Raw genomic sequence first — 21,125 nt, forward strand, 5'->3', positions numbered from 1 at the left:
TTAATCACTCCTTTTGTTGCGTATAATCTAAATGCTACGTCATATCCTCCCCTGCCTACCAAGATGCATTATCAGTAATACTAACTAGTAAGCCTATGGTTAAGATTTGCTCCTTGCAATTCAATCAACCGACCTTTGCACATTTGTATTATTCTGCTGCCGATACCCTCGTCAATGTCTAGTATTTTATCTGTGTTAAGTTCGCTGGAAATAACGACAGGCAAACCTTTAAGATATCTGTAGTTGATAATTTCAAACATAATATTAGTATCAGATGCAGAAATTCTGCCTTTGTAAAGATCGTCTACCATCAATACGCTAGCTGTTTTATACTTAGCGATTTCCCTTTGATAGTTTACTTCATCAGTTATGCATTGCTTAAGGTGTGTAATGACATCCCGATATGGCATATAAAGCACTGGCACCAGCTTTTTCATTAGATTATTTGCTATAGCTATGGATAAGTGGGTTTTACCTGATCCAACTTGCCCTAAAAATGCTATAGAGTTGCTAACTTGTTTTGATATTTCTTCAAAACCCATGACATATTCCATAGCTGTCTGTTTTGCTATCTTAATTTCGTTTGATTTGTTATCTGCGCTGAAATTTTTAAACGTCTTTTGTTTAAAAGCCTGTGATATGCCCGATGCTTCAAGTATTCTTTCGTATCGACGCAACTCTTGACACTCGCAAGGTCTAGCAGAATTCCCATTGATTATAAATTCTCTATCTTGACATTTAGGACATCTATATAAGGTCTCCGTAGTCTTTAGGTTCTCCTGTTCCTCCTGTTGCAAGGTATTTGCTTTTATCGAATCTAGGCGCTCTTGAACTTTTTTCATTAGAAGGCTGCTCGTTTCCAATTTTCCCACCACCTTTCTCGCAACTGGCTACTATTTCATTCGTGTAATTTTCATCTAGATAATCTACATAGCCGCTATTAAAAAAGGTCGATCCATAAGGATATTTTTCTATAGGTCGGTTTTCCCTCATCATATCCTGCTTAAATCTACTAATACATCTTTCGAGATGCTCAATGCCTATCTCGTGAAGTTCTTTCTTTTTAGTATCACTTACTTGCCCCTTTCCTTTCTTCCTAGGATATAAGCTCCAAAGATGCTCAAAGGTATTAGTATATTTACTTTTATTTTCTTTACTTTCTTTTCTTTTCTTTTCTTTTATAGCATTGCGGTTGCATTGCGGTTGCATTGCATCTGCATCTATATTTTCTTCTTCTTCTTTTGCGTTATCAAAGCTATTGGAATCACTTGGTTTATTCCAACGCGCCTCTGCTGCTTTCCTGGCTTTTTCTGACTTTTGCTCCTTAACTTGCATACGCTTTAGTAATGAGTTTGACCATAGAAAATTGTCATCACTAGCAAATAATTCAAAGTCATTTATGCAATCATTTATGTAGCATTGCGCTTGCTCTGCGGTGCATTGCATCTGCATTGCTAATGCATTATAGATATGCTTGTTAAGCTTTAATTTATAGTTTTCTTGCTCTCGAAGAAGCTCCACGATCATCCAGTACCAGCCATAACCTTCTGAACCATAGACACTTCTCATTGCTAAAATTTTAGGGTCATGCCTTGCATTGCTATCATGTGAAAAATAATAAGCTTCCTTCATCTACTCCCCCCTCCCCCTTAAAACATTAATCTTCTCTCTCATGAAATTCCCCCTTAATTACCGATTAAAATGGTGGCGAACCTATGTGTTTTTCATGTATTTCAAATTGTTTAAACCATTCCTTTGCATCGTGCTCAAATATTCTATTGTGCTCAAAATCGTTATTTACTTGAAATGCTTTGTTTTTTACAGTAAATCTATCTTTCTTCTCTATATAATCTGAAAGCCTAACTTTTACATAAGCAGGATCCTCCCACCATTGATTCCCGATTTTCCAATTGTATATTTTCCCATCCAGCAGTAGGACACTTGCATTTACATTATGAGGATAAATGTCGCTCCAATGTTTGAACATCATATTAAACCTCCTTCTATAATTCTATAATTCAGAGTAATGAATAACCCCAGTTAACTTTTTGTTAGATTTGCAAAAATCGCACCTGCCGCAACTCTCTGGCTCCAAATCTCCATTCTTAACTTTTATAATCCTTTCGATGTTGCTTTCAATCTTCATCAACTCGTGTTCTATCGTGTCAACGTCAAAGCTTATGACAGCCTTATCTGGTGGGTTTTCTTTTGTAGCTGCCACCAATAACCCTTCCATGTAATCAACCATACTGGTGCTAATCCTAATCACTTCACTATAGACAGCAATTTGAGTGGTGTATCCGTAAAACTCAACGAAGTTTTGGCTTATACCTTCCTTGTGATTATAATGCCGCTTATGGAGGCTCTGAACGGCCTTTAAATCGCTGAAACGTTTCTTAGAAGGGTTATAGTTGTCTATCATGATTTTCCACGGAATACCGAATAATTCTGCGGTCATAACGACTTCTTTTTCTCCTTCGAGTGCCATCATGCATAACTTATCTGTTTCTAAAGTTTTGATCATTTCATTGAGAATTTTATAATTAGCTTTTAACTGTCCTTTGGTTTCTCCCCTGGAAGAATTTAGACTGGGATTTTCTAGTTTAAATTCTTCTAACTTGCCCTCATTCCAAGCATGTAAGTATTTCCCCTCAATAAAACATTCCTTTTCTTCTCTATGATGTTCTTTGTTCAGTTCTGCCATGGTCCTAGCTTCGCAATCTAAAAAGGCTTTGTACTGGCTAACCGACATAAATTTGCGATTAGCCTCAGTACTAAAATAATCATTCCTCAACAACTTCACTAGTCTCACTCTCCTCCACTTCTTCATATTCTGCTTCTACAAATTCAGCTTCTAGTGAAGATTTAGGCTTGTCTGTCTTGCCCTCTTGCTTAAACTCCATGCCGCTACCTTCGTCAAAAGCTTGTTTCTGCTCTATAGTGTCAAAGTCAAGCTCAATTAGTTTGCAAAGCCTTCTTAAAACTGTTTTCTTGTACATTTCGCCAGTAGACTCAATCCATGCCTTAGAATATTTGCCTTCTTTATCTGCTTTTGCATATGCTTTTTTTACAGATTCTATCTCTTCTACACTCATGGTGTCATAGATCATGGAGCCATTTTCGTAATATGCCACAGCAAATGCACCTAATATTTTGTTATTATTAAAAGGTTTGGGCTTAAAGTTGATAACTTGCTTACCATCTTTGACTCCCTCTTCAAACTCATCACCCTCCCTGACTAACTTTGCATATATATCTTTAATAGTGTTGATACTATATTTTTTAGCCAGTTTAATTTCGCCCTTATAATCCGTTTGAAATTCCAATGTTTTAATCCATGAATTCCCTGCCTTCTTGTTATAAACAATGGCATAGCATTCTTTGTTAAAAAAATCTAATCCTAGAAAAGCACCTTTCAACATTGTTCTAGCCACACTCTTCGGTTCTACCGATTCAATATCTTTGGTATCCTGCAGGACTGTCATGCAGTTTTGTAAAAACCTCGTTTGATTAAACCCCTTTGGTAACGCATCTGCTTTAGCTTTAAGCAATGTATTCAAATTTTGATGTACTACAGTTAGATGTTTTGCATCCACTATGCACCTCTCCTTTCTAATAAGCTGTCCCTGTGATATTCCGCTTCTTCGAGTCTTTTCCTTAGGTGGAAGTTATCATCATGCAACTGATCTTCTAACTCTGCAATGCGATTTTCTAAATCATTGATAGTAACCTCGTTTAAGGCTTCATCTATAGTAGTTAGTAATTTTTCAAGTTGTTCATCCGTCATGAAAATTAGGTTTTCTTGTATATTTAATACTCTGTATTTTCTACCTTCACTTTCTCTTTCATCCGATACTTTTATTTCAATTTTTTCTTCTCTATCTAACATAATGTGTACATATGTGTTTATCATTGTTTTTACCTCCCCGATATGGTATACTCTACTTAATAAGATTTTCTAAAGCCCTTATTGCTTCCCGGCATGGGCTTTTCTCATTTCCTGCTGTAAGTACTCCTTAAATTCTTTAACAGTGCCTACTAATACGTATTTCCTCATGGTTTTCACTCCTTTGGCATTTTAATACTTTTAACACCTGTTTCTATTAGTAGTTGAATAGTTTCTAGCACTTCCATTGCTCTTTCTTTTGTTGCATATTCTCCTAACACCAAATATGGTTGTATATCTTCGTTTTTGTAATCATCTTCACAAACGCTTTTCCCTAAAACAAATAAATTATTACACTGCTTTAAACATTTTCTATCTTGACTTCTAACCCAAATCCCCATAATATCCCCCTTAATTCAGTAATTTCTTATTCGATAGACAATCACAATCGTAAAGTTGCTTGGCTACAGGGCAGTTTTGGCAAGCTGCTTTTAAAGGTTCATTACTACCTAATACCTCCGCTATGGATACCACCTTGTCCAAATCCACCCTATCCCTACTCTCTATCCTGCTTATAGTGCTTGTATCTAAGTTTGTCATTACTGCAATATCCTCCAATCTGTAACCTTTCTCAACTCTCACTTGTTTAATTGCTTGACCTATAGTCATTTTTATCAATCTCCTCTCTTTTTCTTTGGTTTATATTTAATAACATCTAGTAATTGTAATGTGTACTAATCTTCTTTACTTTCTAAGTAAGTTTGTATGCTCTCTATACAACCTCTTTCTTCTCTTTTGCAAAACTTCATTTTATCAAGGTTATTAAGTATACAATCACAGCAATCACTAGAAGTAATTTTGTAATGAAAAAATTCAGCTAATTCTTTACTAGACATTTTTCTAAGTTTATTAATTATCTTCAATGTTCTCACCTCGCTTAGTTACATATAATTAAAAATAGCTGCAACTTGATTTTGAAATGCGACACACTATGCAGGCTCAAAGCAATTACATGAAGTGCATAAGTCTTGAACGCAATCACCATAATATTCGCTTTCATCATTTGTGCAATAATTAAAACCTTCTCCACCTTCATTTTCTGTGTGTTCACAATCATCACAGCATACTTCTTCTTCCTTAAATAAAGGCTTTAATTTTAAGTCTAGTAATTTATTTAAAGTGCCTTTCTCTATTAACACCGATATGTTTTTATTTATAGTTTCTTCACTTTCATACTTTTCTGATATGCATAATACATCTATAGGTATTGGTATATCATCTTTATCATCTTGAAATTTTTTAATTTCTTCTTCGGTAAATCTATGTGCAACCCTTAAATCAGATGTATAACCCCCCTCACTCTCTCTAAATCCCCAAAATAAACCCCAATTATCACCATAAATACTATTGTGTCTATTACACAACACTAAATATTTCATTTTCTCACCCTTTCTCTTTGTCGCATTTTCTAAAAACCATGTCGCTATATAAAACCCTCATATTCACTATCTGCAAATTCTTCTGTCCACGTGTCTATGTTTTCTTCCATTTTTATTTTCAACTTGTTGATTGTTTCTTTGTCTAGCCCCATATCTTTAGCTGCCATTATCATGTATCCGATAGCTTGTGTTTTCTCCATATCAAACCCTCCTTTTTGCAATTTCTGCAATTGCACACTTTGCAAAGCACAACCGCTATTTTGATGTTATAATTAATTTAATAATTCACCCCTAGGCATCGTCTGATATGCCTGTCCGATATCGTCCCGCCTTTAAACCTCTTCTAAAACAGGAATAGCTTCATGGTTATTCCTCCTCTCTAACATCCTTTTCTAACTCCTTAAGTACATTCTTATAAATATTCTTCTGTACTTGATGCGGTAAGTCAGATATTTTCCTGTCTATTTCATTTGCCATGAAAATAGCAAGATGTTCTTCTATAGTTTTAGTCCCTGGGATTATTCTTAGCTCCATATCACCCACCCCCGTATATACTATGTTGTTGCTGGATTGTACTATGAAGCTATTTGTTGAAGTTTATTAAGAAAATACATTTGACCTTTTCCAGTTAAAAGTGTTGTAGTCCTAACCATATCTCCATCGATAGCATGAATAACACTTTCTTTTATTTGAAACAATCCTTGCTCGACATATCTTTGTTGAGGATTATTTCTTTCTCTACCCGTCTTGATTAAGAAACTATTATCTCTTAACCAATCGAACAGTCTATTTCTGCCAATGTTTATCCCTTTATTTCTTAGCACTTTTGCAAACTCTCCTATAGTGATACAATCACTTGAATGAGCTATTGATTTTCCAAAGTTAGTAAAAGGTTTGTCCTCTACAATTTTATCTTGTAGCATCTTGTTTCTTTCCTGTTCCTCTTTTAACTTTGTGGCTAGTCCGATAATAAAGTCGGGGTCGTTTAGAGTTTTTTCTATTGTTTCCGTAGTCATGTAGGCCCCATGTTTTCTTATGCTAGGAATTACTTCATGCGTGATCCATCTTTTGAATTTTTTCGCTTCCTTCTTTCTGCTTCCTAAAACTAAACTGTATAATCCGTATTCATTTACTAAGTTTGAATCTCCAGATAAGCCCCCTAGATTCAATCTAGTCACCTCATCATTATCTAGTCTTTTTAATGCATCTGTAGTATTCTTTATTTCCAGAATCTCACACACATCTTTTGCCACAAACCACGGTTCTCCATCTTTCTCTAAAACCCTTACTTGTCCAAATTCTTGGTTTTTAAAAATCTGTAATTCTTTCATCATCAGTCCCCTTTCGATATTTAATTAACTCTTTTGGTGTCAACAATAGATGACGGTCTTTCTAAAAAAAACAGCTTGTCAATTGACTCACTTGGAAATGCTCTTATTAGGCCAGCAATAAAAGTTTTTCCTGCTCCACGCTGTCCGTTAAAAAATCTTGAAACAGTTGATTTATCAACCTTCATTTGCCTAGCTAAATCGGCATCACTCCAATTTTTCTTTTGCATTAGTTTTAAAATGTATCTAGTGTTTGGAATCATACTACTCCCTCCCTTCTAAAGTTATTGTAATCTATCAATGTCATCTATTAATTACATTCTACTATACGTCGTTCCAACTGTCAACTATTAATTACGTTTTTTTTAAAAAAAATATTTTTTCTATTTCCGATTGGAAACACAACGGTTACAATATATATTAGAGGTGATAAAATTGAGTTTAGGTGAGTTTATAAGAAGTACTCGCGAAAAAAAGGATATGTCTCAAAGGCAATTATCTTTGTATTCTGGAGTTAGTAATACAGAAATTTCTAAAATAGAATCAGGCGAAAGAAAAAAACCTTCTCCTGATACATTGAAGAAAATTTCAGGTCCTTTAGGTGTAGCTTATGCAAAGCTTATGGAAGAAGCGGGGTATTTAGATGATATAGTCAAAGAAGAATCTTCTCAATACAGAACTAGAGAACAAAATAAATATAAAATGACTAAAGAAGAAAGAATAGAATATTTAAAGAACGCTCTAATAAAAAACAACATCATCAAAGAGGACGATGTTGTTGACGAAGATACAATTGAATATCTAATGGATATTTTCAAGGCTACGCTCAAAAGATATAGAGACAAATGAATCAATTAAATATGAGTCTATAAATTCTTTGAATTCTTCATCGTTTAAATCGAATGTTTCATCATATATGTAATCATATAAATTTTGCATGAACATTCCCCCTTTTTAAGAAAAACGCACCAAACATATGTTCTGTTTTTATTTTAGCATTTTCTTCTATTAAAAACAATGAAAATATTAATTTTTTATGTGCGCATTGGAATCACCCCGTTTATTACATTGTACGAACTTTCAGAACTTTTAGCGGGCAAAAATAGATAAATAGGACTAAAGACCTTTGTTTTTAGCCTATAATATATAAAAAAGGAAGGAGAAATAAAAAAATGTCAGAGAAAAAACCTTTTTACAAAAAGAAATGGTTTATAGGAATTATGATTTTCTTGGTCTTAGCCGCTATTGGTGGAATCTTATCAGATGATGAAGAAGTACCTCAAGAAAATCCTGCATCTTCGGAAATTGACACAGGAGAAGTGGAAGATATTGTAGAAGAAATAGAATTGACTATAAATGATATTGTTAAAAATATCATCGTCGATAATTTAGGGGAACAGACAAATATGAAGCATGACAGGATAATTGATATAACAATAGAAGATTTAGAAAATGACAATAAAACAATAGATATTACATTAGTAGCTAATGAAAATCTAACAACTAATATGACAAAAAGTACTATACATAAAGATTCTGTAGAAATTTTAGAAGAGTTATATAATCACGATGAAATAGAAGAAGTTACTCTTATTTGGCAATTACCACTAGTTGATACATACGGCAATGAAGAAACAAAAAACGTAATGATTGTTAGTATAAATAAAGAAATAGCAAATAAAATTAATTGGAGCAATTTTGATTATAACAACATTCCTAAGATAGCTAATGACTACTGGGAGCATCCTGCATTTAATAACTAAGCCCACAAGGGCTTTTTCTTTTGTTATAATTAAATTAAAAACTTCGGGGGATACATTATGAAGATAGCTATATATTCAAGGAAATCAAAGTTCACAGGCAAGGGAGATTCAGTAGAAAATCAAATTCAAATGTGTAGAGAGTATATCAACATTCATTTTCCTAGTTCGGAATCAATAGTTTTTGAGGATGAAGGATTTAGCGGCGGCAATACAGACCGACCTCAATTTCAGAAGATGATGGAAAGTATTAAGAAAGGACATTTTGATGTTTTGGTTTGTTATAGACTAGATCGTATCAGCAGAAGTATTGTAGACTTTTCCTCTACCATGGAAGTCCTTGAAGAAAACGACGTTGCTTTCGTGTCTATCAAGGAACAATTTGACACATCTACCCCTATGGGACGGGCTATGATGTACATATCCTCTGTATTTGCACAACTTGAAAGGGAGACTATCGCGGAGCGTATTAAAGATAATATGATGCGACTGGCTCGTACTGGTAGGTGGTTAGGAGGAAAAGCCCCTACTGGTTTCAAGGGAGAAAGAGAAAGTTATTTCGATGATAAGATGCAGAAAAGAAGCTATACTAATCTGATACCTGTAGAGAATGAATTAGAATTAGTCGAAATTTTATTCAAGAAATATCTTGAGTTTGATTCAATTTCTAAGTTACATTCTTGGACCCTTGAAAGCAATATCAAGTCCAAAAACGGTAATGACTTCGATATGGCAGCACTAAAAATTATTTTGACTAATCCTGTATATGTCAAGTCTGATGATTATTTATTTGAGTGGTTTGAGAGTCGAGAATACGACATAGCGAATAAAAAAGATGAGTATAGGGGTAATGGTATATTTCTCTATAATAAGTACCAAAATAGACGAAATAAGGCTCATAAAATTAAAGATATATCGGAGCAGGTAGTTGTTGTGGGGAAGCATAAAGGTATAATAGATTCTAGAAAATGGGCAAGAGTCCAGGAGGCACTAGAAAAAAATTCGAAGAAGGCTCCCAGGACTGGCACAGGAGAACATGGAGTAATAGGACCTATCCTTTATTGTTCTTGTGGTTCTAGGATGAGGATTACTCTAAAATACGTTGGCGGAGAAGTAAAACACTACTATTACAAATGCAGAAGGAAGGAGCAATCTAAAGGCACTAGATGTAATGTGAAAAATGCAAATGGTACTGATGCGGATATGATAATCGAAAATGCTATCAAAGCAGCTGGGAAAAGAAAAGGGCCCCTGTGGAAACAACTCAAAGAGCAAGAAAAGAAAACAGGAAAGTCCGGAAACAAAGTTGAAAATCAAAGGGAAAATATCGAGTCCCAAATTGAAAAGAATAAAAAATCTATCGAAAACTTAACTATGCAGCTATCAGAAAATCAAGGCTCTACAGCTTCAACATATATAATTCAGCAAATAGAAACACTCGATAATCAAATTAACGAGTTGAGAAAAAAGTTATCCAGTATTGAGGAAGAAAAAGACCTATCTCTACTTGAAGAAGAAAACAAAAAGCTGATTATGCAGTATATAGATATCTTCAATAATTCGTATGATGATCTAGATATATTCGGAAAAAGAAGAGTTGTGCAGGCTATTTTCAAGCGTATCACTTGGGATGGTGAACATTTAGACGCTCAACTTCGGTAGCCATTTATTGTATATCGCAGAAGCTATATCTATGGCAGACAGAGTAATTGTACTTTCTAATCGTCCATCCTACATTAAAAATATCTATCATATTGAGCTAACCTGCACAGAGGGACAGCGTACTCCCTTAAAGGGTCGTGAAGCCCCTGAGTTTAGGTATTATTTTAATAAAATATGGAAGGAGTTAGATGTATATGTTAAGTAATAAATCTCTAGAAAATAGCAGCGAATACTCCTCCAGCCATATTGAATATCTCAAAGGAGTGCAGCAACATCGTTTTAAAATAAAGCTATCTCAAATAGGGGTTTTGATAGGCTTTCTTTTATTATGGGAGGTTGCAGCCACATTCAAATGGGTCGATTCTTTTTTCATCAGTAAGCCTACAGCTATTTTTAGCTTAATTGTTAATCTTATGAAGGATGGTTCTATTTTTAGACACACAGGTATTTCTGTTTTTGAAGCTATCATGGGGTTTTTAATCGGGACAGTTTTAGGAACAATTATTGCTATTATGCTTTGGTGGTCAGACTTTGTAGCCAAAGTATTAGATCCGTATCTGGTAGTTTTAAATGCTTTGCCTAAAATAGCCTTAGGGCCCATCATCATTATTTGGGCTGGTGCCGGTATTCGGGGAATTATTGTAACTGCATTGACTATCTCTATCGTTGTTACTATCTTAGCTACCTACAATGGGTTTAAGGAAGTAGATGAAGAGAAAATTAAGATGTTAAAGACCTTTGGTGCCAATAAATTTCAAATATTACAGAAGGTAGTCTTTCCTTCCAGTATCCCTACTATGATAAACACCATGAAAATCAATATCGGAATGTCCTGGGTAGGGGTTATCGTGGGAGAATTCTTGGTTTCTAAAGCAGGTTTAGGTTACTTGATTGTTTATGGAGGGCAGGTCTTTAGATTAGATATCGTTATGGCAGGTGTAATCATTCTTGCTATAGCTACTGCTTTAATGTATCAAATGATTGTATGGTTGGAAAATAGATTTTTAAAATGGAGGCAATGAACTCGTTTCAATAACTGAAACGAGTTCATAACACTACTACCTATTATCTTTATGAAACATCTCTTCTACTAAATGGGATTCCGGGTTCCATCGGCTTACTAATTAGATATCCTTGTATCGAATCACATCCTCTTTCTTGAAGATGTTTAAGCTGTTCTATTGACTCTACTCCTTCTGCTGTAATTTTAATCTTCATAGATTGAGCTATGGTAATGATATATATCTATGTCTGCCTAAAATATTTTTGTAGAAGACCAAAACAGAATGAAACCTTCATAATTTTATTGTAGTGGAAGGTTTTTTTCTGCAGTAGATACATCTGATTATAGTCCCTCTTATTTGTAGGAGTCTATTTTTATGTCATCGATCCAAATGGTTGCATTATTATTGAGTATAGCTATTTCTATCTTAGTGATTTCTTCAGCAGTTAGATCAAAATGGATCATTTCCCATTCTTCCAATACTTTCGGAGTATAGTATAGATATTTCTCAAATTTTAAATCGTCATTACTTTTATATCCTTGAAATGATAATTTGATCTCTTCTAATACGTCTGCCATAATCCATAGGGAAATAACAGAATTTTCACGTATATTGACATTGTTTAAAGAAAAATTTTTAACAGGATTTTTCCTATCACCTATAAGCTTTACAGCATATTCTCCACTTCGAAATACATTCATATCAATTGCAGCAAATTCCGGTGTTAAATAAGAAATATCGTATTTTTCAAGAATTTCTTGGCTATAACTGACTTCATTGTATTGATTTAGGTCTTCACTTTTTTCGTTACTATGGTTAGAGATGCTGCTATCATTAGTAAATTCCCCACTAGTCTCCATTGAATTTTCCTCAAGGTAAGCAATAGGCTCTTCAAACACATCATCCATAGCTTTAGACTTGCCGCCTGCACCAATTACTAACATAGCAATGGTCAATCCGATGAAAATTATACCTACAATGGCTATAATCAAACCAGCAGGTTGTTTTTTCTTAAATTGTCTTTTCTTGCTGATATTATACTCTTTTTTCCATAACTCATCTATTTCTCCTGTGATATGCTTAGGATATACAACCCTGCCATAAAACCCATCAAAATGATTAAATATCTCACTTAAGTTTTGAAACTGATGATTACCATATTCTAGATCATTTATAAATCCTATCATTTCGTGTGGAGCATTGAATTTCATATTGAGAAAAGATGCATTGGAAAGAGTAATTATTTTGAGTACAGCTCCTACCTCCTGGGCAACTCTCTTAAAGTTAAATTCACTATTATTATCAATTGAATCCTCATCTATGAACAACAATTCATTGAACAATAAACTTCCTTCTCTTATAGTTAATTGAGACTCTTCAACCAACATACTCTTAATATCATTTGTAAAGTTATCATATTTCGTTATTCCCTTTAAGTACTGATAAGCCAGATTAAAGCGGTCTTCTATACTTAATTTGTTTTCTTTAATATATTCCGTTAAATATACATCTTTATTAAAGCTAGTAGCAAGTACTATCCCTTCATTTAGTTCCTCAAAATATACTAAATTATCTAATAATTGTAACTGCTCCTTCACTTCCTGCTGTAAGAATCTTTTTTCATTCAAAATATTAATTATAACAAATTGATTGCTGTTATCTTTTGGAGAGCCAATAAAAATCTTTTGTTCGTCACTGGTTTTAAATATATCGTGAATATCAAATTTATAAATATATTTACTGGCCATTATAAAACCTACCTTACTTGTAAATTTGTCTTTGATGTTACTAATCTATACTTTAATCATATTTATTCCTGAGTGTTGTTCAAAAAAATAAAAACACCTTTGCCTCAGGTGCCTATTAGATTAATAGCATGTTAATCTGATACATTTTGGCAACCTGGCAATCATAGGAACAATACTTTCCCTTAGATCCATAGCTTTGCGTCCTCATTTTTCAATGAGTTTGCTATTATCAATATGTGATTATATGTAAAAGCTAACTACTATTTTATCTAAAATAATATTTCATCTCATTTTTTTCTTGTTTTGATATTACCATATAAAGACGTATTTTTCAACAAAATTCGTCTTTTTTTTACAAAATCCAACAAGTATCCTATTTATCCTTTGCCGTATTGCTAGGACTCCCTCTTTAGGTGAAGAAACTAAGTGACTAACACCAAATCAAAGATTTGGGTTATCTACTTTCACGTTGTATAAGTGACTAACACCAAATCAAAGATTTGGGTTATCTACTTTCACGTTGTATAAGTGACTAACACCAAATCAAAGATTTGGGTTATCTACTTATCACAAAGGGTAGCCCAAGCACTATATCCTCGAAATAAATTCGACTACAATTCTTCTAATTTATTTAGCACTTGCCGCCAAAAAGTTCGTTAGGCTAAATTTATATGAAGAGCTATATTAATAAAAATGGAAATCTATTGTATTAAATAAGAGATTCAATTACAATTAAAGAAGCACAAACACTGTATTGAAATGCTTATAGTGATGCTAAAAAAACATCATGAAAAATTGAAGTTGTTGAATTTTATCTTATTTTTTAAAATTTACTTAAATAATGAACTTTAAAGAGGAGGTAGCCAAAATTGAATAGACTACATGATAAAAAGAAGTATATTGCTGATTTAAGCTTATTATTTGTCGCTGCAGTATGGGGTGGTGGTTTTGTAGCTGTAAAGGATGCATTGAATACACTTACTCCTATGTTCCTCATGACTATGCGTTTTGTTCTGGCTTCAATCATTCTATATAGTTTTTTGCATCGCAAAATTGGAAAAGTTAATAAAGATGACTTTAAGAAAGGAAGTATTGTAGGAACAATTTTATTTCTAGCTTTTGCAGCTCAAACCTATGGCCTTCAGTTTACAACTGCTTCTAAACAAGGATTTTTAACAGCAACCTATGTTGTAATCGTGCCTTTGCTTTATTGGTTATTGTATAGAAAGCCTCCAAAGCTGAAGACTTTCATAGGAAGTTTTTTAACAATCGTAGGTATAGCTTTTATTAGTCTAGAAAGTAGCCTAACCTTAAATATTGGCGACTTACTTACCTTAGTTTGCGCAGTTTTTTTTGCCGCACATATTATTTCTATAGAATATTTTGCTAAAGATATGAATGTTTATAAGCTTGCTTTTGTTCAAATTTTTGTTGCAGCCATTTGGTGTATAGTGCTTGCCTTTATGACTGAACCTATACCTGCATCCTTGAGTGCAAGAGCATGGTTAGCTATTGTGTATTTAGCAACTTTTTCAACATTTGCCTGTTTTACGATTCAAACGATTGCACAAAAATACACTTCCTCTTCCCATGCTTCAATTATATTGTCTTTAGAATCTGTCTTCGCAGCAGTTTTGGGAATTCTAATTTTAGAGGAAACGATGACTTCTATGATCTTATTAGGCTGTGCCTTGATTTTCATCGCTATACTTATTGTTGAAGTGGATTTAGATGTTATTAAAAATTTAAAGAAGCATGCTCCAGACAAGTACAACATATGATTAGCTACAAAAAGAACCTCCTCCACAAGAACGTTTTGATTTACAATTAGCATTACAAATTTTCAAAATAACCCAGTGAAGAACAAATTTGACGATGACAAAGTCGTCCGAGCACTCTCTTGAATACGCCAGAGGGGAATCCCCTCTGTACTAGACATAAAAACAGCTGGGTTTCCCCAGCATATGTATTACTTATTTCTTCATTGTTTTTGATAAAAGTTGAGTTCCTTTACCAATGTTATCTAAATCATTTTCTTTAATAAATGTAAGAAATGCTTCTTGAGGTAGATTAAGAATCTCACTTGCTTTTAATACTAAACCCTCGACTAACTGTTCCTTTTGTTCTTTTGTAATTTTACCACATTCAATATTGATTAATGGCATAAAATCATCTCCTTAAATAAAGTATCTTTATTATAACATGAACCTTGCTTCAGAGGGAATTTTTACTCCTACTAAAAAATATAAGACGTGGTTAAATAAAAAAACGAGAATTTGATGATATGCTAGGATTAAAGGGGGACTAAAATACCTAGTCATCAAACTCTCATTAGGAATATTATCGACAGTTATTTGGGTTGCTATACATAAAAATATAGAATAAATCGGAATAATTCATCAACATCAGAGGAAAAATGATTATAAAACATGCAAAGGGGTTGTTTTTATGGAAGTAAGAAAAAATGTCATTGTTCCATTGGGTTATGGTAAATTCGTTCGTTCTGATAAAGTTGTTGCTCTAGAACCTATAGAAGAAGATCGAGGACCTGGACGTCGAACTAAGGTATACGTTGAAGAAATTCAAGCTCCAGTCATCGCCTCCCGTACAGAAACATCTATCCTTGCAAACATTGTAGAGATTCCTAGTGAACTACTAGAGGCTACAGCAGCACTTGAATTATTAAAAGACATATTAGATGATTTAGAAAAGATAGGTCCCATGCTAAGAAATAGCATAAAAAAAGAAGCAGAGCTGGATTTAGACAAAATTGAAAAGAAAATCGAAGAGATTCTTAAACATGAAATTGAGTTCGATATTAAACATTAAATATTAGTTCAATCCTTTACTTTGAATAAATGCAGAAAATTTTAGCAGCTTTATCCTTAGCTTATTATATGAAAACAAGGGCGATCTTTTGAAAAGTATATGAATCTATTACGTTCTATAGTCATTATTCGACTTTCCTCTCTGGAAGAAGGTATCTTATATTTATTTAAGGATATACTTTACAGCGGGTATTATGGGTACAAATCCCATAAATGTGCTTCACTTTGTTATGTTATTTCACTTAAAAATTAATAATCATCTGCCTAACAATATAAAGAATATAAGCCAATATAATCCCCCGGAACGTAATTGCACGCCAATATAAGGCAGATTTTTCATCTTTAGTATAGACTTCTCCCCTTACGGTCACCTTCTTGTCCCTTAAGGCAAAGTAAATTTTTCTTAATAAAAAAATACACATAATGACAAATAAACTGATAAAGCCTATATGCAATAAATATCTTCCACTAATAATAATGCCACCACCTTAAAATAATGTTTTAATAGTATAAGTATATCTTATTTATTTAAATTTAACCATATAGATTAATAAAAACAAAAATTTATCTCTTATTCTTTATTAATTAAATGATTATATTTTTTCTTGAATAATATCATACAGTCATCTAGGGTAGTTTGCCCTAAAACGATGTCCTCAGCCATAACCTGACAGGAAGGTGAGCCACATGCTCCACAATCAAGCCTTGGTAACATTGTTCTTATCTCAATAGCCTCTTCTACTTTTTTTATAGCTTCGGAGAGATCATCACCAAAAATTTTGATGATCCTAGGTTTAATCTCATTTTCTATAAACATGTCTTGATCTTTAATTTTAATACCAGTAGAAGGATCCCTAACAAAATGTTTTTCCGACAGCTTTCGGATTCTATTTCTTGCAACGAAAGGATTTTCAATTGTCATCACTCCACCAACACAACCGTTAGTACAAGCCAAAAGTTCAACAAATCTAATGTTAGGAAGCCTTGCATTTTCGATATCATCTAAAATTTTCATTACATTTTCTATACCATCTACGCAAATATATTCATCTATCCCCAGAGAGAAAGTTTCTCCACCTGCTCTAGCCCAGCCTATTCCTTTACCTGACATATAAAATGGCTGTGGATCTTGACATTTATCTAGATTATCTAGAATAGACCGATGAATTTCCTTAAAAGAAATAACACCATCTACGGAGGATTTCTTAGAGCCAGCGGGATTTTTAACACCTGTTACCTTTGCAGGACAAGGACTTATAAAAAATATACCTACTTCTGAAGGCAGAAGATTCATCTCATTCACAGCTTCATATCTTGCAGCTCTAGCTGTTATTTCCATAGGAGATTCTATGGGCAGAATGTTATTTAATAAACTGGGAAACCTTACTTGCAATAATCTCACAATTACAGGACAGGAAGAGGAAATAAAAGGTTTTTTTCTGGAAACATGAAGTATATTCTTAGTCAAGCTTGAAACAGCATCAGCTGCTCTAGTTATTTCGAAAACATGATCAAATCCGCAAGATTTAAGAGCTGAAATAATCTGTCCTGGCTCTATCTCATCGCCAAATTGACCATAAAGACTAGGGGCGGGTAATGCTACTTTGTATTTATAAGATTTAATACAATCTAGTGAGTCTGTTACACTATCCTTTGCATGCTCAGGACAGTGCCTAATGCACATACCACAATCGATACATTTACTATCGATAATTTTTGCTTTACCTTCTCTCACTCGAATAGCTTCAGCAGGACATTTTTTTATACAATGAGTGCAGCCAATACAGTTCTCTTCCTTTAAAATAACAGAATGGAATGAGTTACTCATTTAAGATCTCCTCTCAGCATTAAAAATTGAGTATCTTGTACACATTTTCTTTCTAAAAGGTATTATGAATTTGCAGCAGAACTATAGGACCTGTTTGGAGTCACCTATCTAATATGACATTATCCAATTCTACCTATAGGGAAAAAATACCTTAGTACATTAATTATACCACACAAGAAAAAAGTAGCAATCATAATGGACAGTAGGTGTGCCGCTGTTAGACAAGCACTTCCAATGAGAATGACCGCGTGCATGATTACGTTGCCATCCAAGGCACCAATAACTAAATAGGATTTCCTAACAAATCCATTCAAAGGTGAAATTCTATTGCAGCAACATCTGTTATAGAGTTATAGTAGTTGCTACCAAAGGGCTTTACCGTTAAGGTTTGGTTAATATGTAAACCCAGGTACAAAGAAATGCACCTGGGTTTGTATTAAGAAATTTTCTTCACATTATATTGATAGTCTTTGTAATACTCTATCGTCTCAATAAATTCATAAACTGTATCTAAGGATGTAAAACAGGGAATATTGTGCTCTACTGATTTTCTTCTCAGTTGAAATCCATACCCTCCCATATTGTTCCCTGTTGTAGGGGTGTTAATAAACATTACAATTTCCTTTTTTCTAAAGGACTGCACAATTTCCTCATGGGATTCAAATACCTTTTTCACTGGAATTTGCTGATCCCAATAGTATTGTGCTGTTTTTCCTGTAGCATAGATTTCAAAGCCCATCTTCACTAGTTTTTCCACAAGGGGTAAAGACACCGTTTTATCACGATCTGCTATGGATAACAGTACCCCGCCCTCCATTGGAATCTTTAAACCAGTCGCTTCAAAAGCCTTCAGCATGGCTTCTTCATAGGAAACACCTACTCCCATTACTTCACCAGTTGATTTCATTTCTGGTCCCAGTGAAGTATCTACATCCCCTAACTTTTCTAAACAAAATACTGGTGCCTTCACTACGATATAAGCAGGGTTCTTGCCTACTCCTGTGCCATATCCCTGTTCCTTCAAGGTTTTTCCCATTATAATTTCTGTAGCCAACGCCACCATCGGCACCTTTGTCACTTTGGAAACAATGGGTACAGTACGGGAGGCTCTTGGATTGGCTTCTAGCACCATTACTTCTTCATTCTTAACAACATATTGGATATTGATTAGTCCCTTTACCTTTAGAGCCTTGGCAATAGCAGTGGTATAGTTTACAATATCCTTAAGCACTTTATCGCTTAAGTTCTGGGCTGGATAAACACTCATGCTATCTCCGGAATGAACCCCTGCCTTCTCTATATGTTCCATAATGGCAGGAATAAATACATCTTCTCCATCACTGATACCGTCAATTTCTACCTCTTTGCCCTCCACATACTTGTCAATAAATAATGCCTGACCCTTCGCAAATTCTTCTATTGTTGTGACATAAGTCTTTAGTTCCTCTTCATTTCTTACAATTCTCATGGACTGACCTCCAATAACATAGGAGGGTCGAACAATCAAGGGAAAATTTAGTTTTTGGCTTATTTCTACCGCTTCTTCCAAGCTCTTTGCAGTATAACCCTTGGTTTGAGGTATATTTAATTGCTGTAATAGCTTAGAAAATTTTTCTCTATCCTCTGCTATGTCTATAGCCTCAGGTGTAGTTCCAAGGATTTTCACGCCTCTTTTATATAGAGGTTCTACTAAATTGATGGCGGTTTGCCCTCCAAATTGAACAACCACACCCTCAATCCCTTCTTTTTCAGCAATATGATAAACATCCTCCGCTGTAAGGGGTTCAAAGTATAGCTTATCGGAGGTATCAAAGTCAGTGCTTACGGTTTCGGGGTTGTTATTAATAATGATGCTTTCTAATCCCATCTCCCTTAATCCCCATGCTCCATGAACACAACAGTAATCAAACTCAATCCCTTGACCTATTCGAATAGGCCCCGATCCTAGGATCATCACCTTTTTTTTAGAAGTAACTTCTACTTCACACTCCTCTTCATAGGTAGAATAATAGTAGGGGGTTGAGGATTGAAATTCACCGGCACAGGTATCTACGAGTTTATATACCGGCATCAATTGTTTCTCATGACGATATTGACAAATGGTTTCTTCTGTAGAACCAAGAATCTTTGCTATATATGAATCACTCATTCCCATTTGTTTTGCCTTGATGAGGGTAGGCTCATGGAACCCTCTCTGTTTAAGTTTTCTTTCCATATCTACGATATTTTTAATTTTTGATAAGAACCAATAATCTATTTTGGTTAAATTGTAGATTTCCTCTACCGTATACCCACTTCTTAAGGCATGGAAAATCGTAAATAATCTTTCGTCGTTGGGTACCTTTAGTTGTTGAGTAAAATCCTTTCGTATAAAATCAGGGGTAAGCAAATCATCAATTCCTATATAGAAAATCTTTTTATAGCTTCCCTCTAAACTTCGAATAGCTTTTAACAATGCGCCTTCAAAGCTTCTATCTATAGCCATAACCTCACCGGTGGCCTTCATTTGTGTACCTAGTTGACGATTAGCAGTATGAAACTTATCAAAGGGCCATTGAGGAATTTTTACCACTACATAATCCAGTGAAGGTTCAAAACAGGCGGTAGTTTTACCAGTGACAGGATTTTTTATTTCATCTAGCGTTAATCCAACAGCAATTTTAGCAGCAATCTTAGCAATAGCATAGCCTGTTGCCTTTGATGCTAAGGCACTGGATCGGCTTACCCTTGGGTTTACTTCGATAACAATATACTCCATACTATAGGGGTTTAATGCAAATTGAATATTACAGCCCCCTTCTATTTTCAGCTCACGAATAATATCAATAGAAGCGCTTCTAAGCATTTGATATTCACTATCTCTTAGGGTTTGAGATGGTGCCACCACAATACTATCTCCTGTATGAATTCCGACTGGATCGAAATTTTCCATGTTACAGATGGTAATGCAGTTATCGTTTTTGTCTCGCATTACTTCATACTCTATTTCCTTCCAGTTGGCTACGCTTTTTTCAATCAGCACCTGCCCTACCATACTAAGTCGCAATCCCTTTGCCACGATTTCTATATACTCTTCTTTATCATTGGCTATTCCTCCTCCTGTACCGCCAAGGGTATAGGCTGGACGTATAATGAGGGGATAACCTACTTCCTCTGCAAAAGATATGGCCTCCTGCAAGTCCTTTACAATTGTGCTAGGAGGGATCGGTTGACCTAGCTTCTCCATGGTTTCTTTAAATAGCTTTCTATCTTCAGCTCTTTTTATTGCCTCTATGGAGGTTCCTAAAAGCTTTACTTTGTATTTTTGTAGTATTCCTGCCTCATAAAGCTCAAAGGCTAAATTCAATCCTGTTTGCCCACCTAATGTAGGTAAAATACCATCGGGTTTTTCTGTCTCTATGATTTTTTCCAAAGCCTTTATATTTAACGGCTCAATATACACTACATCTGCAATCTGTTCATCGGTCATAATTGTGGCTGGATTACTGTTCACCAGCACAACCTTTACCCCTTCCTCCTTTAAGGATTTACAGGCTTGTGTTCCGGCATAATCGAATTCTGCTGCTTGCCCAATGATGATTGGTCCTGAACCAATCACCAATACTTTTTCTATATCGCTGTTTTTAGCCACTGTTCTTCCCT

At 34.5% G+C, this 21,125-nt stretch carries 25 protein-coding genes and 1 riboswitch; of the genes, 7 read left to right on the forward strand and 18 right to left on the reverse strand.

What is annotated here, in order from left to right:
* Positions 1-80: 80 nt before the first annotated feature.
* From CHB72_RS02480 to CHB72_RS02535, 13 genes are all read right to left on the reverse strand, one after another.
* On the reverse strand, positions 81-842 hold the full coding sequence (locus tag CHB72_RS02480) for an ATP-binding protein (protein ID WP_089281295.1): 762 nt from the start codon (positions 840-842) through the stop codon (positions 81-83).
* Complete coding sequence (locus tag CHB72_RS02485; RefSeq protein WP_089281296.1) at positions 748-1,632, reverse strand: DUF4373 domain-containing protein; 885 nt, start codon at positions 1,630-1,632, stop codon at positions 748-750. The genes CHB72_RS02480 and CHB72_RS02485 overlap by 95 nt, the downstream gene beginning before the upstream one ends.
* A 64-nt stretch (positions 1,633-1,696) precedes the next feature.
* Positions 1,697-1,990: a potassium-transporting ATPase subunit C gene (locus CHB72_RS02490; protein ID WP_089281297.1), complete on the reverse strand. Its 294-nt coding sequence runs from the start codon at positions 1,988-1,990 to the stop codon at positions 1,697-1,699.
* A gap of 21 nt (positions 1,991-2,011) precedes the next feature.
* Positions 2,012-2,803, reverse strand: coding sequence for a PD-(D/E)XK nuclease-like domain-containing protein (locus CHB72_RS02495; RefSeq protein WP_207652475.1), 792 nt, complete (start codon positions 2,801-2,803; stop codon positions 2,012-2,014).
* Entirely contained in the window at positions 2,784-3,596 is an 813-nt protein-coding gene (locus CHB72_RS02500; protein ID WP_089281299.1) for a RecT family recombinase, read from the reverse strand. Before CHB72_RS02500 ends, CHB72_RS02495 begins: the two co-directional genes overlap by 20 nt.
* Positions 3,596-3,913, reverse strand: a complete 318-nt coding sequence (locus tag CHB72_RS02505; RefSeq protein WP_089281300.1) for a hypothetical protein — start codon at positions 3,911-3,913, stop codon at positions 3,596-3,598. The genes CHB72_RS02500 and CHB72_RS02505 overlap by 1 nt, the downstream gene beginning before the upstream one ends.
* Before the next feature lie 149 nt (positions 3,914-4,062).
* Complete coding sequence (locus tag CHB72_RS02510; protein WP_089281301.1) at positions 4,063-4,287, reverse strand: hypothetical protein; 225 nt, start codon at positions 4,285-4,287, stop codon at positions 4,063-4,065.
* 10 nt (positions 4,288-4,297) lie between these two features.
* Positions 4,298-4,555 carry a helix-turn-helix domain-containing protein gene (locus CHB72_RS02515; protein ID WP_089281302.1) on the reverse strand — a complete coding sequence of 86 codons (258 nt, stop codon included), beginning with the start codon at positions 4,553-4,555 and terminating at the stop codon, positions 4,298-4,300.
* 320 nt (positions 4,556-4,875) lie between these two features.
* Positions 4,876-5,325, reverse strand: a complete 450-nt coding sequence (locus CHB72_RS02525) for a hypothetical protein (protein WP_089281304.1) — start codon at positions 5,323-5,325, stop codon at positions 4,876-4,878.
* Between the two features lie 44 nt (positions 5,326-5,369).
* The gene (locus CHB72_RS26225; RefSeq protein WP_176431155.1) at positions 5,370-5,525 is read right to left on the reverse strand and encodes a hypothetical protein; all 156 of its coding nucleotides are present in this window, start codon (positions 5,523-5,525) and stop codon (positions 5,370-5,372) included.
* A 166-nt stretch (positions 5,526-5,691) separates the two neighbouring features.
* Entirely contained in the window at positions 5,692-5,859 is a 168-nt protein-coding gene (locus CHB72_RS26230; protein WP_176431156.1) for a hypothetical protein, read from the reverse strand.
* A 41-nt stretch (positions 5,860-5,900) separates the two neighbouring features.
* A complete protein-coding gene (locus CHB72_RS02530; RefSeq protein WP_089281305.1) occupies positions 5,901-6,656 on the reverse strand; it encodes a phage antirepressor KilAC domain-containing protein in 756 nt (251 codons plus the stop codon).
* Positions 6,657-6,676: 20 nt separating this feature from the next.
* Positions 6,677-6,916, reverse strand: coding sequence for a helix-turn-helix domain-containing protein (locus CHB72_RS02535; protein WP_089281306.1), 240 nt, complete (start codon positions 6,914-6,916; stop codon positions 6,677-6,679).
* A 172-nt stretch (positions 6,917-7,088) separates the two neighbouring features.
* Here CHB72_RS02535 and CHB72_RS02540 point away from each other — a divergent pair, with 172 nt between their 5' ends.
* The 5 genes from CHB72_RS02540 to CHB72_RS02560 all read left to right on the forward strand — a co-directional run bounded on the left by CHB72_RS02540 (position 7,089) and on the right by CHB72_RS02560 (position 11,097).
* Complete coding sequence (locus CHB72_RS02540) at positions 7,089-7,502, forward strand: helix-turn-helix domain-containing protein (protein ID WP_089281307.1); 414 nt, start codon at positions 7,089-7,091, stop codon at positions 7,500-7,502.
* Positions 7,503-7,825: 323 nt separating this feature from the next.
* On the forward strand, positions 7,826-8,416 hold the full coding sequence (locus tag CHB72_RS02545; protein WP_089281308.1) for a hypothetical protein: 591 nt from the start codon (positions 7,826-7,828) through the stop codon (positions 8,414-8,416).
* A gap of 57 nt (positions 8,417-8,473) precedes the next feature.
* Positions 8,474-10,075, forward strand: coding sequence for a recombinase family protein (locus CHB72_RS02550; protein ID WP_089281309.1), 1,602 nt, complete (start codon positions 8,474-8,476; stop codon positions 10,073-10,075).
* A 31-nt stretch (positions 10,076-10,106) separates the two neighbouring features.
* The gene (locus CHB72_RS02555; protein ID WP_089281508.1) at positions 10,107-10,280 is read left to right on the forward strand and encodes a sulfonate/nitrate/taurine transporter ATP-binding protein; all 174 of its coding nucleotides are present in this window, start codon (positions 10,107-10,109) and stop codon (positions 10,278-10,280) included.
* Positions 10,270-11,097 carry an ABC transporter permease gene (locus CHB72_RS02560; protein WP_089281310.1) on the forward strand — a complete coding sequence of 276 codons (828 nt, stop codon included), beginning with the start codon at positions 10,270-10,272 and terminating at the stop codon, positions 11,095-11,097. Before CHB72_RS02555 ends, CHB72_RS02560 begins: the two co-directional genes overlap by 11 nt.
* Positions 11,098-11,146: 49 nt before the next feature.
* Here the strand turns inward: CHB72_RS02560 and CHB72_RS02565 are convergent, their stop codons facing one another.
* Positions 11,147-11,320: an EAL domain-containing protein gene (locus tag CHB72_RS02565; protein ID WP_330396971.1), complete on the reverse strand. Its 174-nt coding sequence runs from the start codon at positions 11,318-11,320 to the stop codon at positions 11,147-11,149.
* Positions 11,321-11,432: 112 nt separating this feature from the next.
* Complete coding sequence (locus CHB72_RS02570) at positions 11,433-12,827, reverse strand: hypothetical protein (RefSeq protein ID WP_089281312.1); 1,395 nt, start codon at positions 12,825-12,827, stop codon at positions 11,433-11,435.
* Between the two features lie 145 nt (positions 12,828-12,972).
* A riboswitch (cyclic di-GMP riboswitch) is annotated at positions 12,973-13,062 on the reverse strand.
* 634 nt (positions 13,063-13,696) lie between these two features.
* On the opposite strand from CHB72_RS02570, the gene CHB72_RS02575 reads away from it, so the two are divergent.
* The gene (locus CHB72_RS02575) at positions 13,697-14,608 is read left to right on the forward strand and encodes a DMT family transporter (protein WP_089281313.1); all 912 of its coding nucleotides are present in this window, start codon (positions 13,697-13,699) and stop codon (positions 14,606-14,608) included.
* Positions 14,609-14,800: 192 nt separating this feature from the next.
* Here the strand turns inward: CHB72_RS02575 and dmpI are convergent, their stop codons facing one another.
* Positions 14,801-14,992, reverse strand: a complete 192-nt coding sequence (dmpI, locus tag CHB72_RS02580; protein WP_089281314.1) for a 4-oxalocrotonate tautomerase DmpI — start codon at positions 14,990-14,992, stop codon at positions 14,801-14,803.
* Positions 14,993-15,275: 283 nt separating this feature from the next.
* Between dmpI and CHB72_RS02585 the strand changes: the two genes are divergently transcribed.
* Positions 15,276-15,656 (forward strand): hypothetical protein, encoded by a 381-nt coding sequence (locus CHB72_RS02585; protein WP_089281315.1) that lies wholly within the window; start codon positions 15,276-15,278, stop codon positions 15,654-15,656.
* A 570-nt stretch (positions 15,657-16,226) separates the two neighbouring features.
* Here the strand turns inward: CHB72_RS02585 and CHB72_RS02595 are convergent.
* Positions 16,227-17,483, reverse strand: coding sequence for a [Fe-Fe] hydrogenase large subunit C-terminal domain-containing protein (locus CHB72_RS02595; RefSeq protein WP_089281317.1), 1,257 nt, complete (start codon positions 17,481-17,483; stop codon positions 16,227-16,229).
* Between the two features lie 436 nt (positions 17,484-17,919).
* A complete protein-coding gene (gene carB / locus CHB72_RS02600) occupies positions 17,920-21,114 on the reverse strand; it encodes a carbamoyl-phosphate synthase large subunit (protein ID WP_089281318.1) in 3,195 nt (1,064 codons plus the stop codon).
* Between the last annotated feature and the right edge of the window lie 11 nt (positions 21,115-21,125).

Source organism: Anaerovirgula multivorans, assembly GCF_900188145.1.
Taxonomy (GTDB): Bacteria; Bacillota; Clostridia; order Peptostreptococcales; family Natronincolaceae; genus Anaerovirgula; species Anaerovirgula multivorans.